Annotated in this window: 19 protein-coding genes and 1 tRNA gene; 10 read left to right on the forward strand and 10 right to left on the reverse strand. The window is 65.2% G+C overall.

What is annotated here, in order from left to right:
- Nucleotides 1-20 precede the first annotated feature (20 nt).
- The 4 genes from RAD10_RS05810 (at nucleotide 21) to RAD10_RS05825 (ending at nucleotide 6,502) form a co-directional block, all read left to right on the forward strand.
- Nucleotides 21-1,193 carry a phosphoserine transaminase gene (locus tag RAD10_RS05810; RefSeq protein WP_461616691.1) on the forward strand — a complete coding sequence of 391 codons (1,173 nt, stop codon included), beginning with the start codon at nucleotides 21-23 and terminating at the stop codon, nucleotides 1,191-1,193.
- A 169-nt stretch (nucleotides 1,194-1,362) separates the two neighbouring features.
- A complete protein-coding gene (gene serA, locus RAD10_RS05815; RefSeq protein WP_461616692.1) occupies nucleotides 1,363-2,952 on the forward strand; it encodes a phosphoglycerate dehydrogenase in 1,590 nt (529 codons plus the stop codon).
- Between the two features lie 156 nt (nucleotides 2,953-3,108).
- Nucleotides 3,109-4,281, forward strand: a complete 1,173-nt coding sequence (locus RAD10_RS05820; RefSeq protein ID WP_028140513.1) for a thiolase family protein — start codon at nucleotides 3,109-3,111, stop codon at nucleotides 4,279-4,281.
- A 247-nt stretch (nucleotides 4,282-4,528) separates the two neighbouring features.
- Complete coding sequence (locus tag RAD10_RS05825; RefSeq protein ID WP_461616693.1) at nucleotides 4,529-6,502, forward strand: methyl-accepting chemotaxis protein; 1,974 nt, start codon at nucleotides 4,529-4,531, stop codon at nucleotides 6,500-6,502.
- Between the two features lie 55 nt (nucleotides 6,503-6,557).
- Here RAD10_RS05825 and RAD10_RS05830 read toward each other — a convergent pair whose 3' ends face one another.
- Nucleotides 6,558-9,962: a PAS domain-containing sensor histidine kinase gene (locus RAD10_RS05830; protein WP_461616694.1), complete on the reverse strand. Its 3,405-nt coding sequence runs from the start codon at nucleotides 9,960-9,962 to the stop codon at nucleotides 6,558-6,560.
- Nucleotides 9,963-10,629: 667 nt separating this feature from the next.
- Here RAD10_RS05830 and RAD10_RS05835 point away from each other — a divergent pair.
- Together RAD10_RS05835 and RAD10_RS05840 are read left to right on the forward strand one after the other, a co-directional pair.
- The gene (locus tag RAD10_RS05835) at nucleotides 10,630-11,064 is read left to right on the forward strand and encodes a phasin (RefSeq protein ID WP_461616695.1); all 435 of its coding nucleotides are present in this window, start codon (nucleotides 10,630-10,632) and stop codon (nucleotides 11,062-11,064) included.
- Nucleotides 11,065-11,261: 197 nt separating this feature from the next.
- Nucleotides 11,262-11,338, forward strand: a tRNA-His gene (locus RAD10_RS05840).
- Nucleotides 11,339-11,360: 22 nt separating this feature from the next.
- On the opposite strand, the gene RAD10_RS05845 is transcribed toward RAD10_RS05840, so the two are convergent.
- Nucleotides 11,361-12,074 carry a hypothetical protein gene (locus tag RAD10_RS05845; protein WP_461616696.1) on the reverse strand — a complete coding sequence of 238 codons (714 nt, stop codon included), beginning with the start codon at nucleotides 12,072-12,074 and terminating at the stop codon, nucleotides 11,361-11,363.
- Nucleotides 12,075-12,417: 343 nt separating this feature from the next.
- Here RAD10_RS05845 and RAD10_RS05850 point away from each other — a divergent pair, with 343 nt between their 5' ends.
- Nucleotides 12,418-13,557: a helix-turn-helix transcriptional regulator gene (locus RAD10_RS05850; protein WP_461616697.1), complete on the forward strand. Its 1,140-nt coding sequence runs from the start codon at nucleotides 12,418-12,420 to the stop codon at nucleotides 13,555-13,557.
- Between the two features lie 237 nt (nucleotides 13,558-13,794).
- Complete coding sequence (gene tenA / locus RAD10_RS05855) at nucleotides 13,795-14,478, forward strand: thiaminase II (RefSeq protein ID WP_461617058.1); 684 nt, start codon at nucleotides 13,795-13,797, stop codon at nucleotides 14,476-14,478.
- A 35-nt stretch (nucleotides 14,479-14,513) separates the two neighbouring features.
- Here the strand turns inward: tenA and RAD10_RS05860 are convergent, their stop codons facing one another.
- The 4 genes from RAD10_RS05860 to RAD10_RS05875 all read right to left on the reverse strand — a co-directional run bounded on the left by RAD10_RS05860 (nucleotide 14,514) and on the right by RAD10_RS05875 (nucleotide 18,040).
- On the reverse strand, nucleotides 14,514-14,918 hold the full coding sequence (locus tag RAD10_RS05860; protein WP_461616698.1) for a nuclear transport factor 2 family protein: 405 nt from the start codon (nucleotides 14,916-14,918) through the stop codon (nucleotides 14,514-14,516).
- An 84-nt stretch (nucleotides 14,919-15,002) separates the two neighbouring features.
- Nucleotides 15,003-15,941 (reverse strand): AEC family transporter, encoded by a 939-nt coding sequence (locus RAD10_RS05865; RefSeq protein WP_461616699.1) that lies wholly within the window; start codon nucleotides 15,939-15,941, stop codon nucleotides 15,003-15,005.
- 6 nt (nucleotides 15,942-15,947) lie between these two features.
- Nucleotides 15,948-16,871 (reverse strand): HpcH/HpaI aldolase/citrate lyase family protein, encoded by a 924-nt coding sequence (locus tag RAD10_RS05870; RefSeq protein ID WP_461616700.1) that lies wholly within the window; start codon nucleotides 16,869-16,871, stop codon nucleotides 15,948-15,950.
- Between the two features lie 2 nt (nucleotides 16,872-16,873).
- Nucleotides 16,874-18,040 carry a CaiB/BaiF CoA transferase family protein gene (locus RAD10_RS05875; RefSeq protein ID WP_461616701.1) on the reverse strand — a complete coding sequence of 389 codons (1,167 nt, stop codon included), beginning with the start codon at nucleotides 18,038-18,040 and terminating at the stop codon, nucleotides 16,874-16,876.
- 535 nt (nucleotides 18,041-18,575) lie between these two features.
- Here RAD10_RS05875 and RAD10_RS05880 point away from each other — a divergent pair.
- Both RAD10_RS05880 and RAD10_RS05885 read left to right on the forward strand, forming a co-directional pair.
- Nucleotides 18,576-18,914 carry a hypothetical protein gene (locus tag RAD10_RS05880; RefSeq protein ID WP_461616702.1) on the forward strand — a complete coding sequence of 113 codons (339 nt, stop codon included), beginning with the start codon at nucleotides 18,576-18,578 and terminating at the stop codon, nucleotides 18,912-18,914.
- 338 nt (nucleotides 18,915-19,252) lie between these two features.
- Complete coding sequence (locus RAD10_RS05885) at nucleotides 19,253-19,930, forward strand: ParA family protein (RefSeq protein WP_025032179.1); 678 nt, start codon at nucleotides 19,253-19,255, stop codon at nucleotides 19,928-19,930.
- Between the two features lie 76 nt (nucleotides 19,931-20,006).
- Here the strand turns inward: RAD10_RS05885 and RAD10_RS05890 are convergent, their stop codons facing one another.
- From RAD10_RS05890 to RAD10_RS05905, 4 genes are all read right to left on the reverse strand, one after another.
- Nucleotides 20,007-20,171, reverse strand: coding sequence for a hypothetical protein (locus RAD10_RS05890; protein ID WP_461616703.1), 165 nt, complete (start codon nucleotides 20,169-20,171; stop codon nucleotides 20,007-20,009).
- Nucleotides 20,172-20,304: 133 nt separating this feature from the next.
- The gene (locus RAD10_RS05895; protein ID WP_165637427.1) at nucleotides 20,305-20,451 is read right to left on the reverse strand and encodes a hypothetical protein; all 147 of its coding nucleotides are present in this window, start codon (nucleotides 20,449-20,451) and stop codon (nucleotides 20,305-20,307) included.
- 317 nt (nucleotides 20,452-20,768) lie between these two features.
- Entirely contained in the window at nucleotides 20,769-21,677 is a 909-nt protein-coding gene (locus RAD10_RS05900) for a 4-hydroxy-tetrahydrodipicolinate synthase family protein (RefSeq protein ID WP_461616704.1), read from the reverse strand.
- Nucleotides 21,678-22,136: 459 nt separating this feature from the next.
- Complete coding sequence (locus RAD10_RS05905; RefSeq protein WP_026201990.1) at nucleotides 22,137-23,060, reverse strand: LysR family transcriptional regulator; 924 nt, start codon at nucleotides 23,058-23,060, stop codon at nucleotides 22,137-22,139.
- Nucleotides 23,061-23,065 lie beyond the last annotated feature (5 nt).

Genomic DNA, 23,065 nt, shown 5'->3' on the forward strand with positions numbered 1-23,065 from the left:
TATCTGGAAGGGTAGATATTATGACTGTAGCGAAGCCCGCTTCGCGGCCGAACGTGCCGCATTTCTCCTCCGGCCCCTGCGCCAAGCGCCCCGGCTGGAACGCCCAAAATCTCAAGGACGCAGCACTCGGCCGATCGCATCGCGCGAAGGTCGGCAAGACCAAGCTCAAGCTCGCGATCGATCTCACGCGCGAAGTGCTCGAAGTGCCCGCCGATTATCGCATCGGCATCGTGCCGGCCTCCGATACCGGCGCGGTCGAGATGGCGCTCTGGTCGCTGCTCGGTGCGCGCCCCGTCACCACGCTCGCCTGGGAATCCTTCGGCGAGGGTTGGGTCAGCGATATCGTCAAGGAATTGAAGCTCAAGGACGTCACCAAGCTGAATGCGGCCTATGGTGAGATCCCCGACCTCTCCAAGGTCGATCCCAAGAGCGACGTCGTCTTCACCTGGAACGGCACCACGTCGGGCGTGCGCGTGCCTGATGCCAACTGGATCAGCGCGACCCGCGAAGGCCTGACCATCTGCGACGCCACCTCGGCCGCGTTTGCGCAGCCGCTGGACTGGGCCAAGCTCGATGTCGTCACCTTCTCCTGGCAGAAGGCGCTCGGCGGCGAGGCCGCGCACGGCATGCTGATCCTCTCCCCGCGCGCGGTGGAGCGGCTCGAAACCTACAAGCCGGCCTGGCCGCTGCCGAAGATCTTCCGCATGACCAAGGGCGGCAAGATCAACGAGGGCATCTTCGTCGGCGAGACCATCAACACGCCGTCGATGCTCTGCGTCGAGGATTATCTCGATGCGCTGAACTGGGCCAAGTCGATCGGCGGCCTCAAGGCGCTGATCGCGCGTGCCGATGCCAACACCAAGGTGCTCGCCGACTGGAAGGCGAAGACGCCCTGGATCGACTTCCTGGCCAAGGACGCCGCGATCCGCTCCAACACCTCGGTGTGCCTGAAGTTCACCGATCCCGCCATCACCTCGCTGTCCGAGGATGCGCAAGCCGACTTCTCCAAGAAGCTGGTGGCGCTGGTGGAGAAGGAAGGTGCCGGCTACGACTTCGCGTATTATCGCGATGCGCCGGCCGGCCTGCGCATCTGGTGCGGCGCCACCGTCGAGGCCAAGGACGTCGAGATGCTGACGCAGTGGATCGATTGGGCTTTTGCCGAGACCAAGGCCACGCTCGCCAAGGCAGCCTGAGTTCTGACCCTCCCCTGGAGGGGGAGGGTCGACGCACCGTCAGGTGCGGCGGGGTGGGGTGATCTCTCCACACGGCGCACTGGCGAATTTCGAATTCGCAGCTTCACCCCACCCCGGCGCTTCGCGCCGACCCTCCCCCTCCAGGGGAGGGTGTGAAGGAAGACATCCCATGACCAAACCCAAAGTTCTCATTTCCGATGCGCTCTCGCCCGCTGCCGTGCAGATCTTCAAAGATCGCGGCGTCGAGGTCGACTTCCAGCCCAGTCTCGGCAAGGACAAGGACAAGCTGGCCGAGATCATCGGCAATTACGACGGCCTTGCGATCCGCTCCGCGACCAAGGCGACCGCAAAGATTCTCGACAAGGCGACCAACCTCAAGGTGATCGGCCGCGCCGGCATCGGCGTCGACAACGTCGAGATTCCCGCCGCCACGGCCAAGGGCATCATCGTGATGAACACGCCGTTCGGCAATTCGATCACGACCGCCGAGCATGCCGTCACCCTGATGCTGGCGCTCGCGCGCGAAATCCCGCAGGCCGACGCCTCGACCCAGGCCGGCAAGTGGGAGAAGAACCGCTTCATGGGCGTCGAGATCACCGGCAAGGTGCTCGGCGTCGTCGGCTGCGGCAACATCGGCTCGATCGTCGCCGACCGCGCGCTCGGCCTGCGCATGAAGGTGATCGCGTTCGATCCGTTCCTGTCGCCGGAGCGCGCCAAGGACATCGGCGTCGAGAAGGTCGAGCTCGACGACCTGCTCAAGCGTGCCGATTTCATCACGCTGCACACGCCGCTGACCGAGAAGACGAAGAACATCATCGACGCTGCCGCAATCGCCAAGATGAAGAAGGGCGTGCGCCTGATCAACTGCGCGCGCGGCGGTCTCGTCGACGAGCAGGCGGTGGTCGATGCACTCAATTCCAAGCACATCGCCGGCGCCGCGTTCGACGTCTTCGTCGAGGAGCCCGCGAACGCCAACGTGCTGTTCGGCCATCCCAACGTGATCTGCACGCCGCATCTCGGCGCCTCCACCACCGAAGCGCAGGAGAACGTCGCGCTCCAGGTCGCCGAGCAGATGTCGGATTACCTGCTCACCGGCGCGATCTCGAACGCGGTCAACTTCCCCTCGATCACGGCGGAAGAAGCGCCGAAGCTGAAGCCGTTCATCTCGCTCGCCGAGAAGCTCGGCTCGTTCGCCGGCCAGCTCACCGAGACCGGCATCCTCAAGGTCGAGATCACCTATGAGGGCCACGTCGCTGAGATGAAGATCAAGGCGATCACCTCCGCCGTGCTGTCGGGCCTGCTGCGGCCGATGCTGGGCGAGGTCAACGTGGTGTCCGCGCCCGTCGTCGCCAAGGAGCGCGGCATGGTGGTGGACGAGATCGTGCGCGCCGCCCAGAGCGACTATGAGAGCCTGATCACCGTGAAGGTCGCGACCGAACGCCAGGAGCGCTCGGTCTCCGGCACCGTCTATCACGACGGCAAGCCGCGTTTGGTCGACATCAAGGGCATCCGCGTCGACGCCGAGTTCGGCAAGTCGATGATCTATGTCACCAACGAGGACAAGCCAGGCTTCATCGGCAGTTTCGCTGGCCTGCTGGGCGACGCCAAGATCAACATCGCGACCTTCCATCTCGGCCGCGTCGAGCAGGGCGGCGACGCTATCGCGCTGGTCGAGGTCGATGGCGCGGTCCCGGCGGACGTGCTCGCCAAGGTGCAGGCCCTGCCGCAGGTCAAGCAGGTCAAGGCGCTGACGTTCTGAGACGCTGACATATTCCGACCCGCGGAACAACGCCGCCTCCGTCACCGGAGGCGGCGTTTTTATTTTCCGCAGCCTTCAAACTTTGTGTACCAATGGCGCCAGGACAACTCGTTCAAAGAGCGCTCCGTTCAAAATCGCTCGACAAGGGAGAAACACATGCGTGAAGCCGTCATCGTTTCCTATGCGCGCACGGGCCTCGCAAAATCCGGCCGCGGCGGGTTCAACATCACGCCGCCGATGTCGCTCGCGGCGCACGCCATCCAGCACGCGGTGAAGCGCGCCGGCGTCGACAAGGACTATGTCGAGGACTGCTATCTCGGCAATTGCGCCCATGGCGCGCCCAACATCGGCCGCCAGGCCGCGCTGCTCGCCGGACTGCCGAAGACCACCGCCGGCGTCTCGGTGAACCGGTTCTGCTCCTCGGGACTGCAGACCATCGCGATGGCCGCCAACTCGATCCGCTCGGACGGCGCCGACTGCATCGTCGCCGGCGGGGTCGAGAGCATCTCGATGCCGGGCGGCGGCACGCCGAAGGAATCGATCGATCCGGAATTGCTCAAGGTCGCGCCCGACATCTTCATGGCGATGATCGACACCGCCGACATCGTCGCCGAGCGCTACAAGCTCAGCCGCGAATATCAGGACGAGTTCTCGCTGGAATCGCAGCGCCGCATGGCGGCGTCGCAGCAGGCGGGCAAGTACAAGGACGAGATCGTCCCGATGAAGACCAAGATGAAGGTCGTCGACAAGGCCACCAAGGCGGAGAGCATCGTCGACTACGTCGTCGATCGCGACGAGTGCAACCGGCCCGAGACCACGATGGAAGGCCTCGCCAAGCTCGAGCCGGTGAAGGGCCCCGGCAAGTTCGTCACCGCCGGCAATGCCAGCCAGCTCTCGGACGGCGCCGCCGCCGTGGTGCTGATGGAAGCCAAGGACGCCGAGAAGCGCGGCCTCAAGCCGCTCGGCCGCTTCGTCGCCTGGGCGACCGCGGGCTGCGAGCCCGACGAGATGGGCATCGGCCCGGTGTTCGCGATCCCGAAGCTGCTCAAGCGCACCGGCCTGAAGGTCGACGACATCGATCTGTGGGAGCTCAACGAAGCCTTTGCCAGCCAGTGCCTGTACTGCCGCGACCAGCTCGGCATCGATCCCGCCAAATACAACGTCAACGGCGGCTCGATCGCGATCGGCCACCCCTTCGGCATGACCGGCGCCCGCCTCACCGGCCATCTGCTGCAGGAAGGCGCGCGCCGCAAGGCGAAGTGGGGCGTGGTGACGATGTGCATCGGCGGCGGCCAGGGCGGCGCCGGCCTGTTCGAGATCTACAGCTGATCCGGACCGCAACCGACGGCTTGAAGACATGACAGCACGGCGCCACGAGCGCCGTGTTTTTTTGTCCGCGCCTGTGCATCTCACCGTGCATAACATGCCGGTCTAAACCTGGCGTTGGACTCTGTTACCTCTCGTATGGCGGGTATCGTGCACAAGTACGTATTCATACGTGCCGGTAAATTAACGGAAGTTTCCTCGCCCTGACGTTTCATACTCGCATCAGCCACAACCGATTTTTGAAACCAAGATGCGATTGCTCTCCCTTCGTCTCACCCACAAGATCACCGCGATCGGCGTCATCGGTGTCATCGGTGTCGTCCTGATCGGCGGCATCCATCTGTACGGCGAGAACGCGATGGCGTTCTATCGGGGCGCCGCCGAGAACGCGCGCACCATCTTCGAGCTGAACAACAGGATCGCCGTCGAGCTGCTCGAGGGACGCCGCGCCGAGAAGGACTTCCTCTTGCGCAGCGAGCCGGCCAGGGCGCAACGCCAGGCCGAGATCAGCCAGCAGGTTTCGCTCGATATCGAGAAGCTTCGCGCCAGGATTTCAGCGCTCGGCAAGCCCGAGCTGGTCGCGAGGATCGACGCGATGACCGCATCGCTGAAGACCTATCAGACCCGCTTCGCCGCGGTGGTCGAGCAGAGACAGCGGCTCGGGCTCGATGAAAAGTCCGGTCTCGAAGGTCGCTTGCGGGCCTCGGTCCACGACATCGAGACCAAGGTCGGCGAACTCCGGAATCCCTCGCTCAAAGTGACCATGCTGATGATGCGCCGGCACGAGAAGGACTTCATGCTGCGTCGCGACGCCAGATACGGCGACGACATGAAAAAGCGCGCGGCCGAGTTTGTGGCCGGCCTCGACGAGCCCTCCATTCCCGGCGATGCGAAGGCCGAGTTGCGCCAGAAGCTCGCCGATTACCAGCGCGACTTCTTCGCCTGGATGGAGACCGCGCTGACTCTGGCGAGCGAACTCAAGGCGATGTCGGAGGCCTTCTCCGCGGTCGAGCCCGTCATCGAGCAGGTGTCGAAATCGGTCGACCAGATCCGGGTCGAAGCCGACCGGCTGAACGATGCCCAGCGCGACAGCATCCAATGGTGGATCGGCGTCGCGATCGCGCTGATCGCATCCGGCGTGCTCGGCCTCGGCATCTTCATCGGCCGCTCGGTTTCCAAGCCGCTGTCGGCCATGCGCGCGGCGATGATCGAGCTCGCCAACGGCAATTTCGCCATCGTGCTGCCCGGGCTCGGCCGTCCCGACGAGATCGGCGAGATCGCGCAGGCCGTCGAGACGTTCAAGGTCAATGCCGAGCGCAAGGCGCAGGAAGAGGCGGAAGAGAAGATCAGGCAGGACAAGCTCGCCGCCGAGCGCCGTCGCGCCGACATGATCAGGATGGCCGACGATTTCGAAGGCGCGATCGGCGAGATCGTCGAGACCGTGTCGTCTGCCGCCAACGAGCTCGAGGCGTCGGCGACATCGCTGACCACCACCGCCAGCCGCTCGACCGAGCTTGCCACGCTCGTCGAGGCGGCTTCCGAAGAGGCCGCGACCAACGTGCAGTCGGTGGCCTCCGCAGCGGAGGAGCTGACTGCCTCCGTCCACGAGATCAGCCGCCAGGTGCAGGCCTCCGCGCGCATGGCCGGCGAAGCCGTCAGCCAGGCCGGGCAGACCAACGACCGCGTCAGCGAATTGTCGAAGGCGGCCGCGCGCATCGGCGACGTGGTGGAGCTCATCAACGCCATCGCGGGTCAGACCAATTTGCTGGCGCTGAATGCCACCATCGAGGCCGCGCGTGCCGGCGAGGCCGGGCGCGGCTTTGCCGTGGTGGCTTCGGAAGTGAAGGCGCTGGCCGAGCAGACCGCGAAGGCCACCGGCGACATCGGTCAGCAGATTTCCAGCATCCAGGTTGCGACCGAGGATTCGGTCGGCGCCATCAAGACCATCGGCGGCACCATCGAGCGCCTGTCCGAGATATCGTCCACCATCGCCGCGGCCGTGGAAGAGCAGGGTGCCGCGACCGGCGAGATCTCGCGCAACGTCCAGAATGCCGCTGCCGGCACCACGCAGGTGAGCGCCAACATCAGCAGCGTCAGGCAGGGCGCGACCGAGACGGGATCTGCCTCCTCGCAGGTGCTCTCCGCGGCGCAGTCGCTGTCGAACGACAGCAGCCGTCTGAAGCTCGAGGTCAGCAGGTTTCTGGACACCGTACGCGCGGCGTGAGGCTCCGTGTCGTCATGCCCGGACAAGCCCGGGCATGACGAGCTTGTGGTGACTGCTACGCCCCCGCCACCACCGGCGCGAACACCACTTCGATCAGCGTGCCGGAATTCCCCGCGCTCTTGATGTTGAAGCGGGCGCGGTTGGCTTCGACCAGGGCCTTGGTCAGCGACAGGCTTAGCGCCGAATTGTCCGCGGCGTCCCCGGGCGGCGGGGTGCGGAACGGCTCCATCGCGGCGGCGACTTCGCGCTCGGAGAGGCCATGGCCGGTATCGCGGATGCGCAGCGCGATCTCGCCGCGGTCGGACAGCGCGGTGGAGACGATGACCTGGCCGCCGGCGCTGGCGAGCCGGATCGAGTTCGAGATCAGGTTCATGGTGATCTGCCGCATCGCGCGCGCGTCAGCCGTGACCTGCGGCAGCGCATGCGCGAGCGAGGTGCGGATGATGATGCGCTCGCGATTGGCCTGCGGCTGCATCACGGTCACGCAGGCTTCGACGAGGTCGTTGAGGCTGAGGTTGGCGAAATTGAGATCGAGCTTGCCGGTTTCGATCCGCGACAGCTCCAGCAGATCGTCGATGATCGCGATGACGCGCTCGCCGGAGGCGCGGATGTCCTTCATGTATTCGCCGTAGCGCTCGTTGCCGAGCGTGCCGAAGCGTTCGGAGATCATCACCTCGGCAAAGCCGATGATGGCGTTGAGCGGCGTGCGGATCTCGTGGCTGATCCGCGCCAGCATGTCGGCCTTGGCATTGGCCGCGCTGTGGACGAGGTGGCGGGCCTGCGTCAGCTCGCTCTCGCCTTTCTTGCTCTGCGACAAGTCGCGGAACACGGCGAAGAAGTTCGGGCCGTCCGGCCGCGTGCGGCCCATGATCATCGCGAGCGGAATGACGCCGCCCTTCCTCTCGCGTCCCAGCACCTCGCGGCCGTGGTCGAGCAGGCTCGAAATGTCCTGGCTCTTGAGGCTTTCGAGATAGTCGGCGACGATCTGCCGGCTCTCCGGCGCGAACAGCGTCGTCAGATTCTGCTCGAGCAGCTCGGTGCCGTCATAGCCGAACAGCGCCTCGGCGCTGCGGTTGCAGGCGTGGATGTTGCCTTCGGCATCGAACATGACGATGCCTTCGGCGGTGGTGTCGAGGATCGCGGCGAGATCCTCGGCATCGGCATCGCCGGCCGCGGATTCGAGCTCGGGCGCGTAGGGGAAGGATTCGGCGACGATGGGCTCGACGACGACGGTCTCTGCGATGACAGGCGCCGCCGCGACGATGGGCGCCTGCGGCAGCGCGCAGATCAGCGCATGCGCGCTCTCGCCGTCCCAGTCGATCGTGTGCAGATGCGCTTCGGTGGTCGCAAGCGGCGCTTCACCGTTCGCGAGCGTCGCGCTGATCGTGACAGGCGTGCCGGCTTGCGAGGTGCTGCTGGCCGAGGACACGCCCGGCTCGACATAGAGCGCATCGAGCCCGCCGGCATTCTCCAGCGCGTTGATGCCGGCATAGCCCATGCGCGCGAGGAAGGCGGGGTTGGCGTAGAGCAGGCGGTCGAGCCGGTAGATCAGGATGCCCGTCGGCAACAGGTCGAGCAGGGTGCGGTCGCGCGCGCTGGCGCCGCGTGGCGGCGGCGCGGGCTCGCTCAGCCATTCGGCCGCAGCTTGCGGCGGTGAGGGCTCCGGCGCCGGTGGCTCGGTGGTGATCTCCGCCACGGGCTCGGAAGCTTCTGCCGCGATCGTCTCGCGCTCGCGTTCGAGCCGTTCGGACAATTGCCGGGCGAGCTCGTTGAACGCGCTGTTCTCGACCGGCGTCAGCGTCGGCGATCTCTGATCACTGGGTGATCTGACATCGCCGTGCGGGCGGAACGGCACGACATTCGGAGGGGTTTCGACTGGCGTTTCCACTGAGATGTCCGGATCGGTTGGATGTGAATTCGCGTCGCTGGTGGGTTCGGGCAGTTCGGGTTCGGATGTTGGCTCGGGCTCGGATGCGGGCGGCTCGATTGGCGGAGGCGGCGCCTCCGCGACCGGCTCGGCCTCGGGCTCGGGCGCGACCAGTTCGGCCGACGGGCCGTGCTGCGCCGGCGGTTCGGCCACCGTCTCGAAGCGCCTGAGTGCTTCCAGACGGTTGAGGCCGTCGAGATCGCGGCAGACGCCAAAGCCCTTGAAGCCGGCAAAGTTGCGCTCGCGGTCGTAGACCGGCAGGCCCGCGAGCTCGACCGGCAGATGCTCGCCGCCGTCAGCCGGCCAGTTCACGGTGATCCCGGCCCAGGTGTCGTGGCTTGCAAGCGCCTCCGCGACGCGCCCCTCAGGATCGAGTGAGAATTCCTCGGCGATCTCGCGCCAAGGACGGCCGAAGCCGGCGGCGGTGTGCGCGCCGATCAGGCGGATGAATTCGTCGGAGAGAAGCACAAAGCGGCCCTCCGCATCCATCTGCCAGAGGAAGCGCAGCGGATGCTGACGCGGTGCGGGCGGCTCTTGGCCCGACGATTCCCGGCCAGACGATTGCTGGCCCGACAGCGGCTCGACCATGCCGGGAGCGATCGGCGCAGCCTGCGGCGAGACGATGGCTTGATGCGGGTTTTCAACCGGAGTCTTTGGCGCGATGTCGGCGCTCTGGTCCGGCGCTTCGCGAGCTGGCTCTCGAACGGGCTCTTCGGCCTCGATCGGCTCGGCGAACGCATCGAACAACGAGATCCCGGCCGATCCGTCCTGCGACGGTGGCGGCTCGCTCGGCATGGCTGCGGCCTGCTGCGCAGGTTCAACCGGCGCCTCGTTTGCGGTTTCCGCCGCACTCTCGGGCACGGCCGCCGCGGGCGCTGCTTGCGTGGCCGGCTCGATCAGCGCGATCAGGCCGACATCGGCGCCGATGCCGACCCGTTGCAGCACCATCTGCCCGATGCCGATCGGCGTTTCGACGCGGCCCGCGCGAAGCGCATCGCTGCGCGCTTGTTCGAGGCCGGCCTCGCCGAGATCGCGAAAGCCGAGCAGGGAGCGGGCGGCCTCGCTGGCGCCGACGAACAGGCCGTCGGGCGCGAATGCCGCCATCGGCATCTTCGCGCCCTCGACCAGGCGATGCAGCCGCTCGACCAGCGGCATGGTGCGCAAGGTCGGGTCCATCGCGGTGACGAGCACGGCGTGTCCGCCATCGGCAAAGTCGAGCCGGGCGCAGGCGCAGGTCATCAGCATGCCGAGCCGGGCGCCGAAGCCGCGCAGCCGTTCGAGCCGCACGGTGCCGCTCGCCGGCAACTGCCGGGCGAGCCGGGCAACCTGGCGGCGATGGCTGTCCGCCGGGCCAAAGATCCGCTCCGCGAGCGCTGCGCCATTCGCCGCGCCGAACAGCTTTGCGCCGACCGGATTGGCCCACAGCACGCGCGCGCCGTCGGTGGACCACAGCCAGGTCGCGAGCGGCGAGGTCGCATGCACGGCCAGCCGGGGATCGCCCACACCTCGCAACTGGAAATCCGAACTCGTCATCCGACCGGCTGTGTCTCGCGCTTGAAGCTGGCGGCTGCCGGGAATGACAGCCTTAAGAAAGGGTTAGTATCGCCCGCGCCCGCAGGCAGGTCCACGGCCCCGGTCCCCGGCGGCGGCCCTAAGCCGCGATAACCTTAATCAGCCCGAACCCGCAAGCCGCGGCCCGGTTCATCCAAGGGATTCGAAGGGAGGAGCGGTCACAGGCCGCGCGGCATCAAAGGTCCCCATCCTCCCCTGAAGGGGGAGGATCGGTTCGCATGGAGCGAAATGCGAGCCGAGGTGGGGTGACAGTCTCTCCACATCGCACACTGCCCGGGGGAGAGATCACCCCAGCCCGCTCGCGCTACGCGCGACCGACCCTCCCCCTCCAGGGGAGGGTAAGAAAGACCCGCCGGGCAAAGCACTCACCCCCTTACCTCAACCCCCGGTTCCCCCAGCCCGGAACCTCGCCCTGACCTAGATTAAATATCGCGACGCACCCTGCCGCTGCATTGCGCTGCACAATGTTGACATGATAGGCAGCCATAATGCTGGGCGCTGGGCGAGCCATCTCGTTTGTTTCGCGTTTCCAGTCTTTCGTACCCGCTCAATGTGTGACGGCCCAGACCGGGGGCCGGCGGGCGCGCCAGAAGGCTCACTCCATTTTTCATTATCGTGAGGGACAACCATGACAGGTGCGACTGATCCGTTTTCTGCCTCGATCATTCCGTTCGAGGTCCCCGAGCAGATGCGTGCGTTCGCCGAAAAGGGCGTGTCGCAGGCCCGTGAGAGCTACGCCAAGTTCAAGGACGCCGCCGAAACCCACAACGGCACCGTCGAGGCCGTGTTCACCTGCGCCAGCAAGGGCGCGAGCGAGTACACCGCCAAGCTGGTGGAATTCATGAAGGCCAACAGCAACGCCCAGCTGGACTTCGCCCAGCAGCTGTTCGGCCTGAAGTCGCCGGCCGAAGCGATGGAGCTGTGGACCGGCCATACCCGTACCCAGCTCGAGACCTTCCAGTCTCAGGCCAAGGAGCTGGTCGAGCTGACCCAGCGCGTCGCCGCCGAGACCGCCGAGCCGATCAAGGCCAGCGCCTCGAAGTTCTACAAGCCCGCCGCCTGATCCGGCCGGCCGGTTCTCGATAACAAACCCGGGCCGCGAGGCCCGGGTTTTGCTTTGGAAATAACGTCGCTTAGGGGACGATTTGGGGGTCTTGCGGCCTTGCCAAAAACGCCCGTTGCACCTAGTTTCCGCCCCGTCCAGCCCCCCCTCGGTGACCGGCCCTTTTCAGGGCCCCCCAAGGCGCGGCTCGCCAGGATGCAGTTGTAGCTCAGTTGGTTAGAGCGCCTGTCTGTGGAACAGGAGGTCGGTGGTTCGAGCCCACCCAACTGTACCACCTCTCTTTAGATTACGGACGATCATCGACGCTTCAGTCGGCCCAACACGTGCACGACATGCTCCAGATGTTCGGCATCATCGTTGGAAGCCTCCGGATCGTGGTTCGAACGCAAAACCTGGCTGAGCGTGTAACAGCGGTCATCTCGTGCTTCGATCCTGCCGAGCTGAAAGCAGACAATTGCGGCATGCGGCTGCCCCAAATTTTCGCCCATCAATTCCACAGCGAGCGCGGCCGCAGCGGCCCAGTCGGACACGCGGCGAAGCACATCCAGCAAGCTCACGCGCAAGTCGACGGTCAGCGGACGGCCGGCAAGATAGCGACTCGCAATCTTTCGTAACCCGCGCGCAATGTCCGGGAGATTGCAGTCATCCGCATCCCCTGCCGCGCACAGCGTGGAGTCGAATGCTCGCTCGAAATCCTCCCGCGCGAGCTCGATCGCGGCGCGGAGCAGAAAGCGGGACGATCGCCGCGAAAATTGAGGAAGCTCGCATAGCGCTGCATACTGCTCCGTCTGAACAAATAGGCGGTCGCACTCGTCTCCTTTCGCCAGGTCGGTCGCCACGTAGCCGCAGTTCGGACATTCCTGCAGCCAGCCGCCCATGGTGGACGGCATCATTCCGGAACGTAGATCGAGATCCCTGACGCCGAGCTGGCTGGAGCGCGAAAGGACCAATTGCTCCGATGTCTCCCCGCAGCAGAAACACCGCACGTCTTCTTTGCGGTCGTTGGTCATGGCGCGGCCGAGTGCAGGTTGAACACAGCCTCGCCGCTTCGGCGCGGCCGCATCACGGCGTGAGGCAATACGAACAGCGATGTCATTGAAAGGACTTCCAGCCAGCGACTATTTATCCAATAGACCTCGCCAGACCGTCGCATGACCCAAACGGGTCTGGTTGGCGGCGCTCGCCCCGAAAATCCGAGGCCGCGCCCGGCCGCTTCGCTCCTGCTGCAACCAACCCCCACAGCTGGCTGTCCGTAGAACTCGGGGGGCAAAACCCGGTAAAAGCGGCCCGGCCGCGCTTGCTGGAAGGGAATCTCGTGTAACCTGAACGAGTTCTCTGATCGATCGGACCCTCATGCCCGCAGCCACCGAGCGTCTCCTCGCCGCCGTCGAAGCGATCTACGATACGGCAGCGAGCCCGTCATTGTGGCCATCCGCACTTGGCAAGATCGCGGACTGCTTCGAAGACGCGGGCGCGATCCTGCAATGGCGGAGGGACGACGGGGCGTTCGGAGCCATCGCCTCCGAAAGCCTCGGGCCGGCGCTCGGCGACTATGGGGAGCGTTGGGCGCAGCACGATTTCAAGGCCGAGCGGTGTGTCTCGGCCGGCCTTTACGTCAGCGGCGAGCCCTTCACCGACCGGCACATCGGCCCGATCGACGATTCCTACCTCAACCATCCGTTCAGTACGGACTTCCTTGCAAGGCACGGCTTGGGCTGGTTCGGATCGATAGGCGTGTCGCCCGATCCGCGGATCATCGTGGCGCTCAGCGTGCAGCGCGCTTTCGCCAAGCTGCAATTCTCCGACGCCGAGCTGGACCTCATCGCGACGCTCGGGCGCCATGCGGAGAAATCGCTGCGCCTGTCGATCAGGCTGCTTGATACCGAGCTGGCCAATCTCGGCCTTGGCGACGCCCTCGCGCGGGTCGGCATCGGCGTGTTCGCGCTGGACTGGTCGGCGCGCCTGCTGTTCGCCAATCCGGTCGGCGAAAGTCTTGTCGGCGAGGTGTTCGACCTCGCAAACGATCGTCTGCGTGTTCGCATCGCGGCGAGCCGGGCTCCATTCGAGACCGCAATGACGCGCACGCTTCGCGCCGAGGCGCGCGACCTGCTGGCCGAGCCGAGACCCATTCTCGTGGAGTCGAGTGCAACAGGTCGGCGCTTCGTCATCTACCTGCTCCCGATCACCGCCGGCGCACTTTCAGACGACCACTTCCTGACCCGCACGCGAGCGATCGTGCTCGCAATCGAGCAGAAATCTGCCGAGCCTCCGGATCCCGCCATCGTGCGAGACATCCTGGGCTTGACGCTCGGGGAAGCCAGGATCGCCTCGCTGGTGGGCTCGGGCGTTCCGCCGAAACAGGCTGCAGGCCGGCTCGGAATCGCCGAAGACACCGCGCGCAACGTGCTGAAGCGCGTATTCCAAAAGCTCGGCATATCCAGGCAAAGCGAACTCGCCGCGCTGCTCGGCCGGCTCGTGTTGCGAGGGCCTTGAAGCAGCGGCATGGCATGCGGTGCACCCATCGACCCCAATGAACGGATATAGCGGGGAAGAAAATCGGGGGCGTTGGAATGACCCATTTTGCACCAAACATTCGACACGGGGAGGGCCCTCTCCGCAACGCCGCTCAAAGCCAATCTTGTGCGCGGTCACCGTAGCTCCTCGGTTCGCAATGCGATATCGGTAGCGAGCCAAAGATTTCATGGACAAGCAACCCGGGCGAAAAAGATCGTGAGTTTCTTCGAGCGTCTCAAGACAGCAGCATCCGTTGAGTGGCGGGCCTACACCGAGCATCCCTTCACGAACGGATTGGCAGACGGCTCGCTCCCTGAAGCGGCGTTTCGTCACTATCTCGTTCAGGACTATTTGTTCCTCATCGAGTTTGCCCGCGCCTACGCGCTCGCGGTCTACAAGTCGCCCAGCCTTGCCGACATGCGTGAAGCCGCGGCCGGCCTTTCGGCCATCCTCGATGTCGAGATGAACCTGCATGTGAAGCTCTGTGCCGATTGGGGCTTATCCCCGGCCGATCTTGAACAAGCCCCTCCGGCGGCCGAGATGCTGGCCTATACGCGCTACGTGCTCGACGCGGGAATGCGCGGCGACCTGCTGGCACTCAAGGTGGCGCTTGCCCCCTGCGTGATCGGGTACGCCGAGATCGCAACGCGGCTCGCTTCGCGACCCAATGCTGACGCTGCGACGAACGCCCATCGCGTCTGGATCGCTGAGTACGCCGGCGTGCCGTACCAGGAGGTCGCTGCCAAAGCCCGTGCGCACCTCGACTATCTCGCCGATCTCTACGCCACGCCGGCCCGCGAGGCCGAGCTGACTGCGATCTTCAAGGAAGCCACCCGGCTCGAGGCAGACTTCTGGGAGATGGCCTGGCGCGCAGGCAAGCGTGTTGCCGAATTACGGTAACAGTGCACGAAACTCCGACGGAGCTGCACCGCCCCTCACGCAATCATCGCCTTGATCTGCGCCGTGTCCGCAAACTCGATCAGCTCGGCGATCTTGCCATCCTGAAATCTGAAGAGGTCCAGGATCTCGGTGCTGAAAGTCTTTCCGCTCGGATTGTATCGAACGACAACCCGGGAATGGACTGCGACACGGTCGCCGTCGACCAGCTCGGCCAGGATTTCGCGGCTTTCGAAGCCGAAGGTGGCAGTGAACTGAGTGAAAGCCCCGCGCAAGGTCGGGTGCCCCTCCATGCGTCCCGTCAGTTCGAGTGCGCTCTTGTCGCCCATCAAGGCGAAAGCGCCTTCGGGATGAAAAGCCATCACCAGGCCTTCGACGTCGCCCTCGCCGCGCGCGGCGTAGGCGGTCCTGATCAATGCGAGCATCTCTTCGCGCTGTGCCATGTCACCCTCCCTGCAACACGTATCAGGGCAGCCTAGCGACCTTCGCGTGTAAAGGCAAAATCATTGGAATCGTGCTGCGCGTGCTCAGCGCGCCACCAACCACACCACCACCGGCAACGTCGCCGCCGCCAGCAGCGTGCCCAGCGCCACCGCGCCCGACACCGGGTTCACCAGCCGCTGATACTGCACCGCGAAGATGTACGCATTCGCGCCGGTCGGCATTGCTGCGAACAGCACGACGACGCCGGCCGCGATCGGCGGCAGGTCGAGCAGTCTTGCCAGCACGAACGCGGCCGCCGGCATCGCCGCTAGCTTCAGCGCGCACATCACCAGGATGCTCAGCTTTTCGCCCTTCACCTCGAAGCGGAACAGGTTGATGCCGAGCGCGATCAGCGCGGTCGGCGAGCCCGCCTGCGCCAGGAGCTCGATCGTGCGGTCGACGACGGGGGTGAGGCCCAGGCCGGTAAAGCGCCAGACCACGCCAAAACCGATCGCCAGCATCAGCGGGTTGCGGGCGAGATCGGTGAGCACGGGCCAGATCACCGACAGCGCCGAGCCGGTCCGCTTGCGGTTGACCAGCTCCATCTGCAGGATGCCGCAGAGCCAGAGCAGCGGCGTGTTCACCGACAGGATCAGCGCCATCGGCCCTGCCGCCTCGTTGCCCAGCGCCGAGAGCGTCAGGGGAATGCCGAGCATCACGATGTTGCCGTAGACCGAGCCGATCGCGAACACGACGCCGTCCTCGCGATCCTCGCGCCGCGCGCGCAGCAGCGCCGAGATCGCCAGCGCCGCGATCCAGATGATGGCCAGCGCGCCGTAATAGGCGCCCCACATCCGGTAGGGGCTGACGTCGGGGAATTCCGACACGACGATGGTGCGGAACAGCAGCGCCGGGATCGCGATGCTGAAGGCGAATTCGGAGATGCCCTTGTGCGCGCTCTCGGAGACGAAGCGAAACAGCACCGCGGCATAGCCGGCCGCGATCAGCGCAAACACCGGCGCGACGATCAGCAAGGTGGCCATGCGCCGCTACGACCCCAGCTCGATGATCCGGCGCGCCATCCGCACATTGGCGTAGTCGATCATCTTGCCGTCCAGCGTCACCGCGCCCTGGCCGTTCGCCTCCGCCTGCTCCATGGCGTCGACGATCCGCCGCGCCTGGGCCAGCTCCTGCTCCGACGGCAGGAACGCGCGTAGCGTCGGCGCGATCTGATCGGGGTGAATGACCTGCTTGCCGTCGAAACCCATCGCGGCGGCCTTTTGCGCGCTGCTTTCGGTCAGCCTGGCATCGCGGAACGCGCCGCAGGGGCCGTCGATGGCGATGAGGCCGAACGCGCGGGCGGCCACCAGGACGCGCATCATCGGATAGGCGAACAGGTCGAGCGGGGCCGAGGCATAGCCGATTTGCGCTGATCCGACGTGACGATAGGCATCCGGCGACACGCCGATGTCGGAGGAGCGGGCGCCGATCGACGCCGCGAAATCGCCGACGCCGAGATGCAGCGCGGCGACGCTGTCGTGACATGCGGCGAGCGTGTCGACATTGACGAGACCGAGCGCCGTCTCGATCAGCAATTCCAGCGCTACCGGCGCGGGGCGATCGGGCGCGGCCGCGCGCAACTGCTCGGCAATCCCGGCGATGTCGCTGGCGCGCTCCGCCTTCGGCACGATCACCGCATCCAGCCGCGGAAGCGCCGCCAGCGCGCGGATTTCCTGGGCGATGAACGGGCTGTCGACGGCGTTGATCCTCACCGCGACGCGCTTATTGCCCCAGTCGAGCGAGGCGAGGGATTGGATGGCCTCGTTCAGAGCAAGGCTTTTCTCGGATGGCGGCACCGCGTCCTCGAGATCCATGAACACCGCGTCCGCAACTGATGCCGCTGCCTTGGCGACAAGACGGGAGCGATGGGCGGGGACGGCGAGGTAGGCCCGCGTGGGCCGCAGCGAGACCATCGTCAAATGTCCTTCGCCAGACCGAGTTCGCTGAGGATGGCTTGGTTGTGCTGTCCGACATCCGGCACCGGATCCATCCGCGGCTTGACGCCAGGAATGGTCAGCGCGGGCAGGAAGCTCATCACCGGCCCGCACGGCGAGCCGACGCTCTGCACCCGGGACCGCGCGCGGAGCTGCTCATGCTCCAGAAAAGCCTCGACCGAATTCAGATGCGCGTTGGCGATCGAGGCTTCGTCGAGCAGCTCCAACACCTCCTCGCTGGTCATGGATGCAAAGCGCTGCTCGATATGTCCTTGCAGATCGTCGCGGTTCTGCATGCGCAGCGGATTGGTGCGGAAGCTCGGATGATCGGCGAAGCCGGCATCACCGAGGACGATGCTGCACAGCGACCGCCATTCCCGATCGTTCTGGATGCCGAAGAAGATGGTGTTGCCGTCGCCGACCCGGAACGGCCCATACGGCGCGATCGTCGCATGCCTGGCGCCGGTTCGCGGCAGCGGCCGGCCCGTGCTGTGCGTGTAGAAGGCGGGATAGCTCATCCAGTCCGTGATGGAGTCGAACAGCGAGGCCTGGAAGGCGGTGCCCTTGCCGGTCCGCTCGCGGCGGTACAGCGCCATCAGCACGCCGTTGAGGATGTACATGCCGGTGGCGATGTCGACCACCGAGAGCCCGACCTTGGCCGGCTCCGCCTCGGTGCCGTTGATGGCGAGAACCCCGGCCTCGCACTGGACCAGGAGATCGTAGGCCTTCTTGCTGCTGTAGGGGCCGCCAGGGCCATAGCCCGACACGTCGCAGGCGATGATGCGCGGATGTCTGCGCAACAGCGATGCGGCATCGAGCCCGAGCCGCTCGGCAGCGCCCGGCGCCAGGTTCTGGATGAACACATCGGCCTGCGGCAGCAGGGCGTCGAGCACCTTGCGGCCGTCCTCGCTCTTGATGTCGATGGCGAGGCTTTCCTTGGACCGGTTGGTCCAGACGAACTGGCTCGACATGCCGTTCATCACGTGGTCGTAGTCCCGGCAGAAGTCGCCTGCGCTCGGCCGCTCGATCTTGATCACCCGCGCGCCCCAGTCGGCGAGGTGCCGGCTGGCCAGCGGCGCTGCGATCGCCTGCTCGAGCGAGACCACCGTGACGCCCGACAGCGGCAGCTCCGCTTCATTCCCTTCCATTGCGATCGCTTCCTCTCGTGCGCTTTTCAACCAGCGCAGGAGACAGGCCGATCACCCCACGCGCATCTTTTGTGATGACGACATCATGCCCCCGTTTTGCCCGACAAGTCAAATTCGACTTCGCTAAATCCTAAGTTGTGAAATGCGTAACGATTGCCGGGGCTTGGCTACTGTGCATGGGGTTGTTTTCGCAATTTTTATTGGGAGGGGTCGCGAAACTCGGACGAGGGGTGAGCAGCAGTCGCTCGCTCACGCGCCCCGCTGTCATCCCCGCGAAGGCGGGGATCCAGTATTCCAGAGACGCCCGACGTTCCCCGAGAAGTCGCGGCGTACTGGATCCCCCGCCTGCGCGGGGGATGACAGCTGTGAGTTGGAACGACTCCGCGTAGCGCGCCGGCTTCGCCACTGCGCTTGGCTGGTGGGCTGCCCGCCTGTTGCCGAGACCGCACAGGTCCGACCTTTCGCATCTCCCCTCGGTTGCCAACGAACCGCCGTTCACCCACTATTCCCTCCGACTCGACATGTGGGGGGATCGATGCCGGCGTTTCGCTTCAAGACATCCTTGGCTGCTGCAACCCTCGGGATGGCCCTGGCCGTTCTGGTCCAGCCCGGTACCGGCTTCGCCTACACCCCGGAGGAGCAGCAGGCCTGCACGCCGGATGCGATGCGGCTGTGCGGCGAGTTCGTTCCGAACGTCGACGCCATCACCGCCTGCATGATCAAGAAGAAGGCGCAGCTCTCGCCGCAATGCGCGGTGTTCTTCCGCCGCGGACCGGAGCCGGGCGAGGTCCGCGCCGGCAGGCCGACCAACATCGCGCCCAAAACCGCGAAGAAGAGCACCAAGCCCAAGAAGAAAAAGACCAGCGACGGCTGAGCCGAGGCAGCCCGTGTTCCCGTGGACTCCTTTTGTTCGCGCGGGCCGCGCTGATGCCTGCGGCAATTACCAACGCGCGATGGAAAAGAGTCGGGTAAGGGTTTGCGCGGGAAGGTTGCATTCCGTTTGGTCCCGCTCGGCTGCTCAAAGAACGCACAGATGCTCGCGCGGGCGGTGTTTCGCTGCAGTTGGTCTCTCGTCCTGCGACGCAGTGTGACTCAAAAGCCAACACGCCTTGTTATTTCGTGGCTGTAACGCAACCCTCGATAAATTTTTCTTTCACGAATCAGCGCGGTGATTCATTTTCGCGGCCTAGGGTCAATCTGGAGGCCGAAGGTATGAACGTTATTGTTTTTGCATCGCGTAAAGGCGGCTCGGGCAAGAGTACCCTAGCCGCGCATCTCGCCGCGCAGATCAAGGCGAGCAAGCAGGTCATGCTCGTGGACGCGGACCCGCAGGGCTCGCTCACGCTGTGGCACAAGCTGCGTGGCACCAACGAGCCGCCGATCAAGGCGGCCGTGAACTCCGTCAGCGGCATCGTCTCCGCTGCCAAGCGTGACGGTTATGAATGGGTGTTGATCGACACGCCGCCGAACCTCTCGGCCGTGGTCGACGATGCGATCAAGAACGCGACGATGGTGGTCATTCCGGCGCGTCCCGGCGTGTTCGACGTCAACGCGGTGCAGGAAACCATCCAGATGTGCCGCGCCGCGCGCAAGCCCTACGCGGTCGTGCTCAACGGTGCGCCGGCCAAGCGCGACGAAGCCGAAAGCCCGATCGTCACCATCGCCCGCGAAGCGCTGGCGAAATTCCGGGCTCCGGTGTGGGGCGGCCAGATCACCAACCGTTCGGATCTGCTGATGGCGCTGAGCCACGGCGAGGGCGCGCGGGAATATCAGGCCGAGAGCCGTGCGGCTCAGGAAATCGCAAGGCTGTGGGCAGCGATCGAGCGTTCAGTTAAGGCCATTCGCGGCACGGCGTCGGCGTCCGGCGCAATGCACAAGCAGGCTGCTTAATTTCATTATTCATTTCCCCGGACGAAAAACGCGCGGGAACGTCCGCGCGTTTTGCGTCGGGATCTGCTGAAGGAGACTACGCCACCATCAGCATGTAGAACACGATGACCGGCGACATCGTCAGGATCACCGACCAGATGCCGGCGGCCCAGAGAATGTCCTCGGTGGTAAAGCTCTGCTCGGTGGACAGCTGCTCCTGTCCGGCGCCGAAATGCGACGCCATCTCATTATGACTATTCATAAACGCCCCCGCGATTTCTTCGCTTATGGGCGTGAACGATACGCGGGATATTTTAAGATTCCGGCTTGCAAGCCGCTGCGCATTTTGAGCGCATTTGTGACGGCCGCTTAACCATCCGCGCGACGTGCCGCCTTCAGGCGAGCCAGATCCGATACAGCAGCACCGGCATCAGGCCGAGCATCACGGCCCAGAACCCGAACGACGAAACGACGAGAATTCCCTGCAAAAGATCGGCCGGCGCGTATTGGCTCGCGGCCGTAGGCCGGGTGCGATGTCCCATGGTCATTCCCCCTTATGAAAAGTCCTGGAGGAAACGATAGGCACCAGAGCGTAAACGAGCCGTGGATGCGCCATGCGGCAGCAGCGAAGGCCGTTGGGGCGCGGTTAACCAAGGGGCGGCGCTCTTACCCTCCCCTGGAGGGGTCCGGGACGAGCGAAGCTCGCCCGTGGGTCGGCTCACATGAGCGCAGCGAAATGTGAGACGGGGTGGGGTGACGGTCTCGCCCCATCCGACAGTGCCCGAGTTGCGAGATCACCCTACCCCGCTCGCGCTTCGCGCGATCGACCCTCCCCCTCCAGGGGAGGGTGAACGAGAAACTACGCCGCCACCTTCGTCCGTCGCTCGATCTCGCGATCGATCGCGGCTGCGAGCTCGCTGCTCACTTCCACCATTGGCAGGCGCACCTCGGGGCTGTCGATCAGGCCGCATCGCCACAGCCAATACTTCGCCGGCGCCGGGCTCGGCTCGGTGAACAGCAGCCGCGTCAGATCGGCGACCTCGTGCCAGCGCGCCAGAGCCGCGTCGTGGTTGCCGCGCTTCGCTTCCGCATACACCGCCGCAAACGTCGCGGTCTCGACATGGGCCGACAGCACGATGCCGCCGTCGGCGCCGTCGCTGAGCGCCTCGAAATAGTTGGCGTCCTCGCCGGTGAGCACGCGAAATTCCTTCGGCCGGTCGCGCAGCAGCGCGATCGATTGCTCGCGGCTCGCGCCGCAATCCTTCAAGCCTATGATGTTGGGATGCTCGGCGAGCCGCAGCATGGTCTGGTTGGTGATGGTCACCGCGGTGCGATAGGGAATGTTGTAGAGCGCAATCGGCCAGGCGGCGTGATCGGCGAGCGTCTCGAAATGCGCCAACAGGCCGCGCTGCGAGGGGCGCACATAATACGGGCTTGCGATCAGATAACCGTCGATGGGCCAGTCCGCGGTCTCGTCGAGACGGTCCTTCAGCCGCGCGGTGTCCGCGCCCGACAGTCCGAGGCAGATCGGCAAGGTGCGCCGGCCCGCCGCCATCTCGTCGCGCACGATGGCGACGAGACGTTCGAGCTCGGCCTCGCGCAGCGTCATGCCTTCACCCGAGGTCGCCCCCAGGATGAATCCGTCGATGCCTTGCGCGCTGTAATGTCGCGTCAGCCGCCGCAGCGATCGCTCGTCGAGCGCGCCGCCCTGAAACGGCGTCACCAGCGGCAGCCACAGCCCGTGCAAATGATCTTCAAGTCCGGTCATGTTTCCATCTCCTTCTCGGGAAACCTGAGACGGAGGGCACATGAAAAAACCCCGTCCAGGCGGCGGGGTTTTCGGGATTGCAGCGATGACGAAGCCGGTCTAACGCGCGCAAAACTCCGAGGTCCCCGGATGGGGGCCTTTTTTCGAGGCGATCGCCTTCGACGAGATTGCGCACGACTTCGTGATCATTTGCAAATGATGCGGGGTATGCCTGGAACTGTCAATACACGCGGAAGGCGAAGGCCGATTTGACCGAAAAAAAGCCGGGCTCGAACGAGCCCGGCTTAAGGTATTGGCCACGTGAGGCCGACACAATCACCTTCCAAGAGGGATTACTGAACTCCCGCGCCACTGGAGGAGGGGGACAAATGCGCAACGCGAAGGCTCAGCGTGCAAGCAGTATGAGCTTGACGAGCGCCCTGCAGCAACAGCCGAGGCCGCATGTCAGTCATGCGGAAATCAGGAAGGCCAGCGCTGCGCCTTGCTCACCACGAAGTCGCGGAACACCTGCACGCGCGCGACCGTCTTCAACTCTTCGGGATAGACAAAATACGTATCGAGCTGGATCGAATCCGACTCGCCGAACAACTGCACGAGTTTGCTCTGTTCCTCGACGAGGTAGTCGGGCAGCGCCGCGATGCCGAGGCCCTGCTGACAGGCGCGCACCAGACCGAGGATGTTGTTGACCCTGAAATAGGCTTCGCGCGGACCCGAGCCGTTGCGGCCGGCTTCGACCAGCCAGTTGCGGTTCTGCAAATGCGGCGCGAAGTTGCCGTCCGAGAGCGTGATGATGCGGTGGGAGTCGAGCTCCTCCAGCGTGCGCGGCGTGCCGAAGCGCTTGATGTATTCCGGCGAGCAATAGGCGTGGAAGCCCATCGCGAACAGCTTGCGCTGGATGAGATCCGGTTGCGTCGGCTTGCGGGTGCGGATCGCGACGTCGGCCTCGCGCATCGACAGGTCGAGCTCCTCGTCGGTGACGATCAGCGAGATCCGGATTTCCGGATAGAGCGCGGTGAACTCGCCGAGCCGCGGGATCAGCCAGTTGATGCCGACGCCGGGCGTGGTGGTGATCTTGAGGTCGCCGCTCGGCCGCTCGCGGCTGTCGGTCAGCTTGGCGCGCGCCGCCTGGAGCTGCATGAACACGTCATGCGCGGTGCGGAACAACAGGTCGCCCTGCTCGGTGAGGATCAGGCCGCGGGCATGGCGGTGGAACAGCGAGACCGAAAGCTCCTGCTCCAGCGCCGAAACCTGGCGCGACACCGCCGATTGCGACAGGCCGAGCTGCTCGCCCGCATGCGTGAAGCTGCCAGCTTCCGCCGCTGCGTGAAACACCTTCAGCTTGTCCCAGTCCATATCCGTAAATCCGTCGCGTGTTCGGGGCATGATCT

The organism is Bradyrhizobium sp. 23AC (genome assembly GCF_054863025.1).

Excerpts from the sequence above, each read along its gene's own strand:
- RAD10_RS05865 (WP_461616699.1), bottom strand. The coding sequence starts at position 15,941 with ATGGCCACCTTGCTGATCGTCGCGCCGGTGTTTGCGCTGATCGCGGCC.
- RAD10_RS05845 (WP_461616696.1), bottom strand. The coding sequence starts at position 12,074 with ATGACCAACGACCGCAAAGAAGACGTGCGGTGTTTCTGCTGCGGGGAG.
- RAD10_RS05880 (WP_461616702.1), top strand. The coding sequence starts at position 18,576 with ATGCCGGCGTTTCGCTTCAAGACATCCTTGGCTGCTGCAACCCTCGGG.
- RAD10_RS05830 (WP_461616694.1), bottom strand. The coding sequence starts at position 9,962 with ATGACGAGTTCGGATTTCCAGTTGCGAGGTGTGGGCGATCCCCGGCTG.
- RAD10_RS05885 (WP_025032179.1), top strand. The coding sequence starts at position 19,253 with ATGAACGTTATTGTTTTTGCATCGCGTAAAGGCGGCTCGGGCAAGAGT.
- RAD10_RS05905 (WP_026201990.1), bottom strand. The coding sequence starts at position 23,060 with ATGCCCCGAACACGCGACGGATTTACGGATATGGACTGGGACAAGCTG.
- RAD10_RS05820 (WP_028140513.1), top strand. The coding sequence starts at position 3,109 with ATGCGTGAAGCCGTCATCGTTTCCTATGCGCGCACGGGCCTCGCAAAA.
- RAD10_RS05870 (WP_461616700.1), bottom strand. The coding sequence starts at position 16,871 with ATGGTCTCGCTGCGGCCCACGCGGGCCTACCTCGCCGTCCCCGCCCAT.
- RAD10_RS05810 (WP_461616691.1), top strand. The coding sequence starts at position 21 with ATGACTGTAGCGAAGCCCGCTTCGCGGCCGAACGTGCCGCATTTCTCC.
- RAD10_RS05895 (WP_165637427.1), bottom strand. The coding sequence starts at position 20,451 with ATGGGACATCGCACCCGGCCTACGGCCGCGAGCCAATACGCGCCGGCC.
- RAD10_RS05900 (WP_461616704.1), bottom strand. The coding sequence starts at position 21,677 with ATGACCGGACTTGAAGATCATTTGCACGGGCTGTGGCTGCCGCTGGTG.
- RAD10_RS05890 (WP_461616703.1), bottom strand. The coding sequence starts at position 20,171 with ATGAATAGTCATAATGAGATGGCGTCGCATTTCGGCGCCGGACAGGAG.
- serA (WP_461616692.1), top strand. The coding sequence starts at position 1,363 with ATGACCAAACCCAAAGTTCTCATTTCCGATGCGCTCTCGCCCGCTGCC.
- RAD10_RS05860 (WP_461616698.1), bottom strand. The coding sequence starts at position 14,918 with ATGGCACAGCGCGAAGAGATGCTCGCATTGATCAGGACCGCCTACGCC.
- RAD10_RS05825 (WP_461616693.1), top strand. The coding sequence starts at position 4,529 with ATGCGATTGCTCTCCCTTCGTCTCACCCACAAGATCACCGCGATCGGC.
- RAD10_RS05875 (WP_461616701.1), bottom strand. The coding sequence starts at position 18,040 with ATGGAAGGGAATGAAGCGGAGCTGCCGCTGTCGGGCGTCACGGTGGTC.
- RAD10_RS05835 (WP_461616695.1), top strand. The coding sequence starts at position 10,630 with ATGACAGGTGCGACTGATCCGTTTTCTGCCTCGATCATTCCGTTCGAG.
- RAD10_RS05850 (WP_461616697.1), top strand. The coding sequence starts at position 12,418 with ATGCCCGCAGCCACCGAGCGTCTCCTCGCCGCCGTCGAAGCGATCTAC.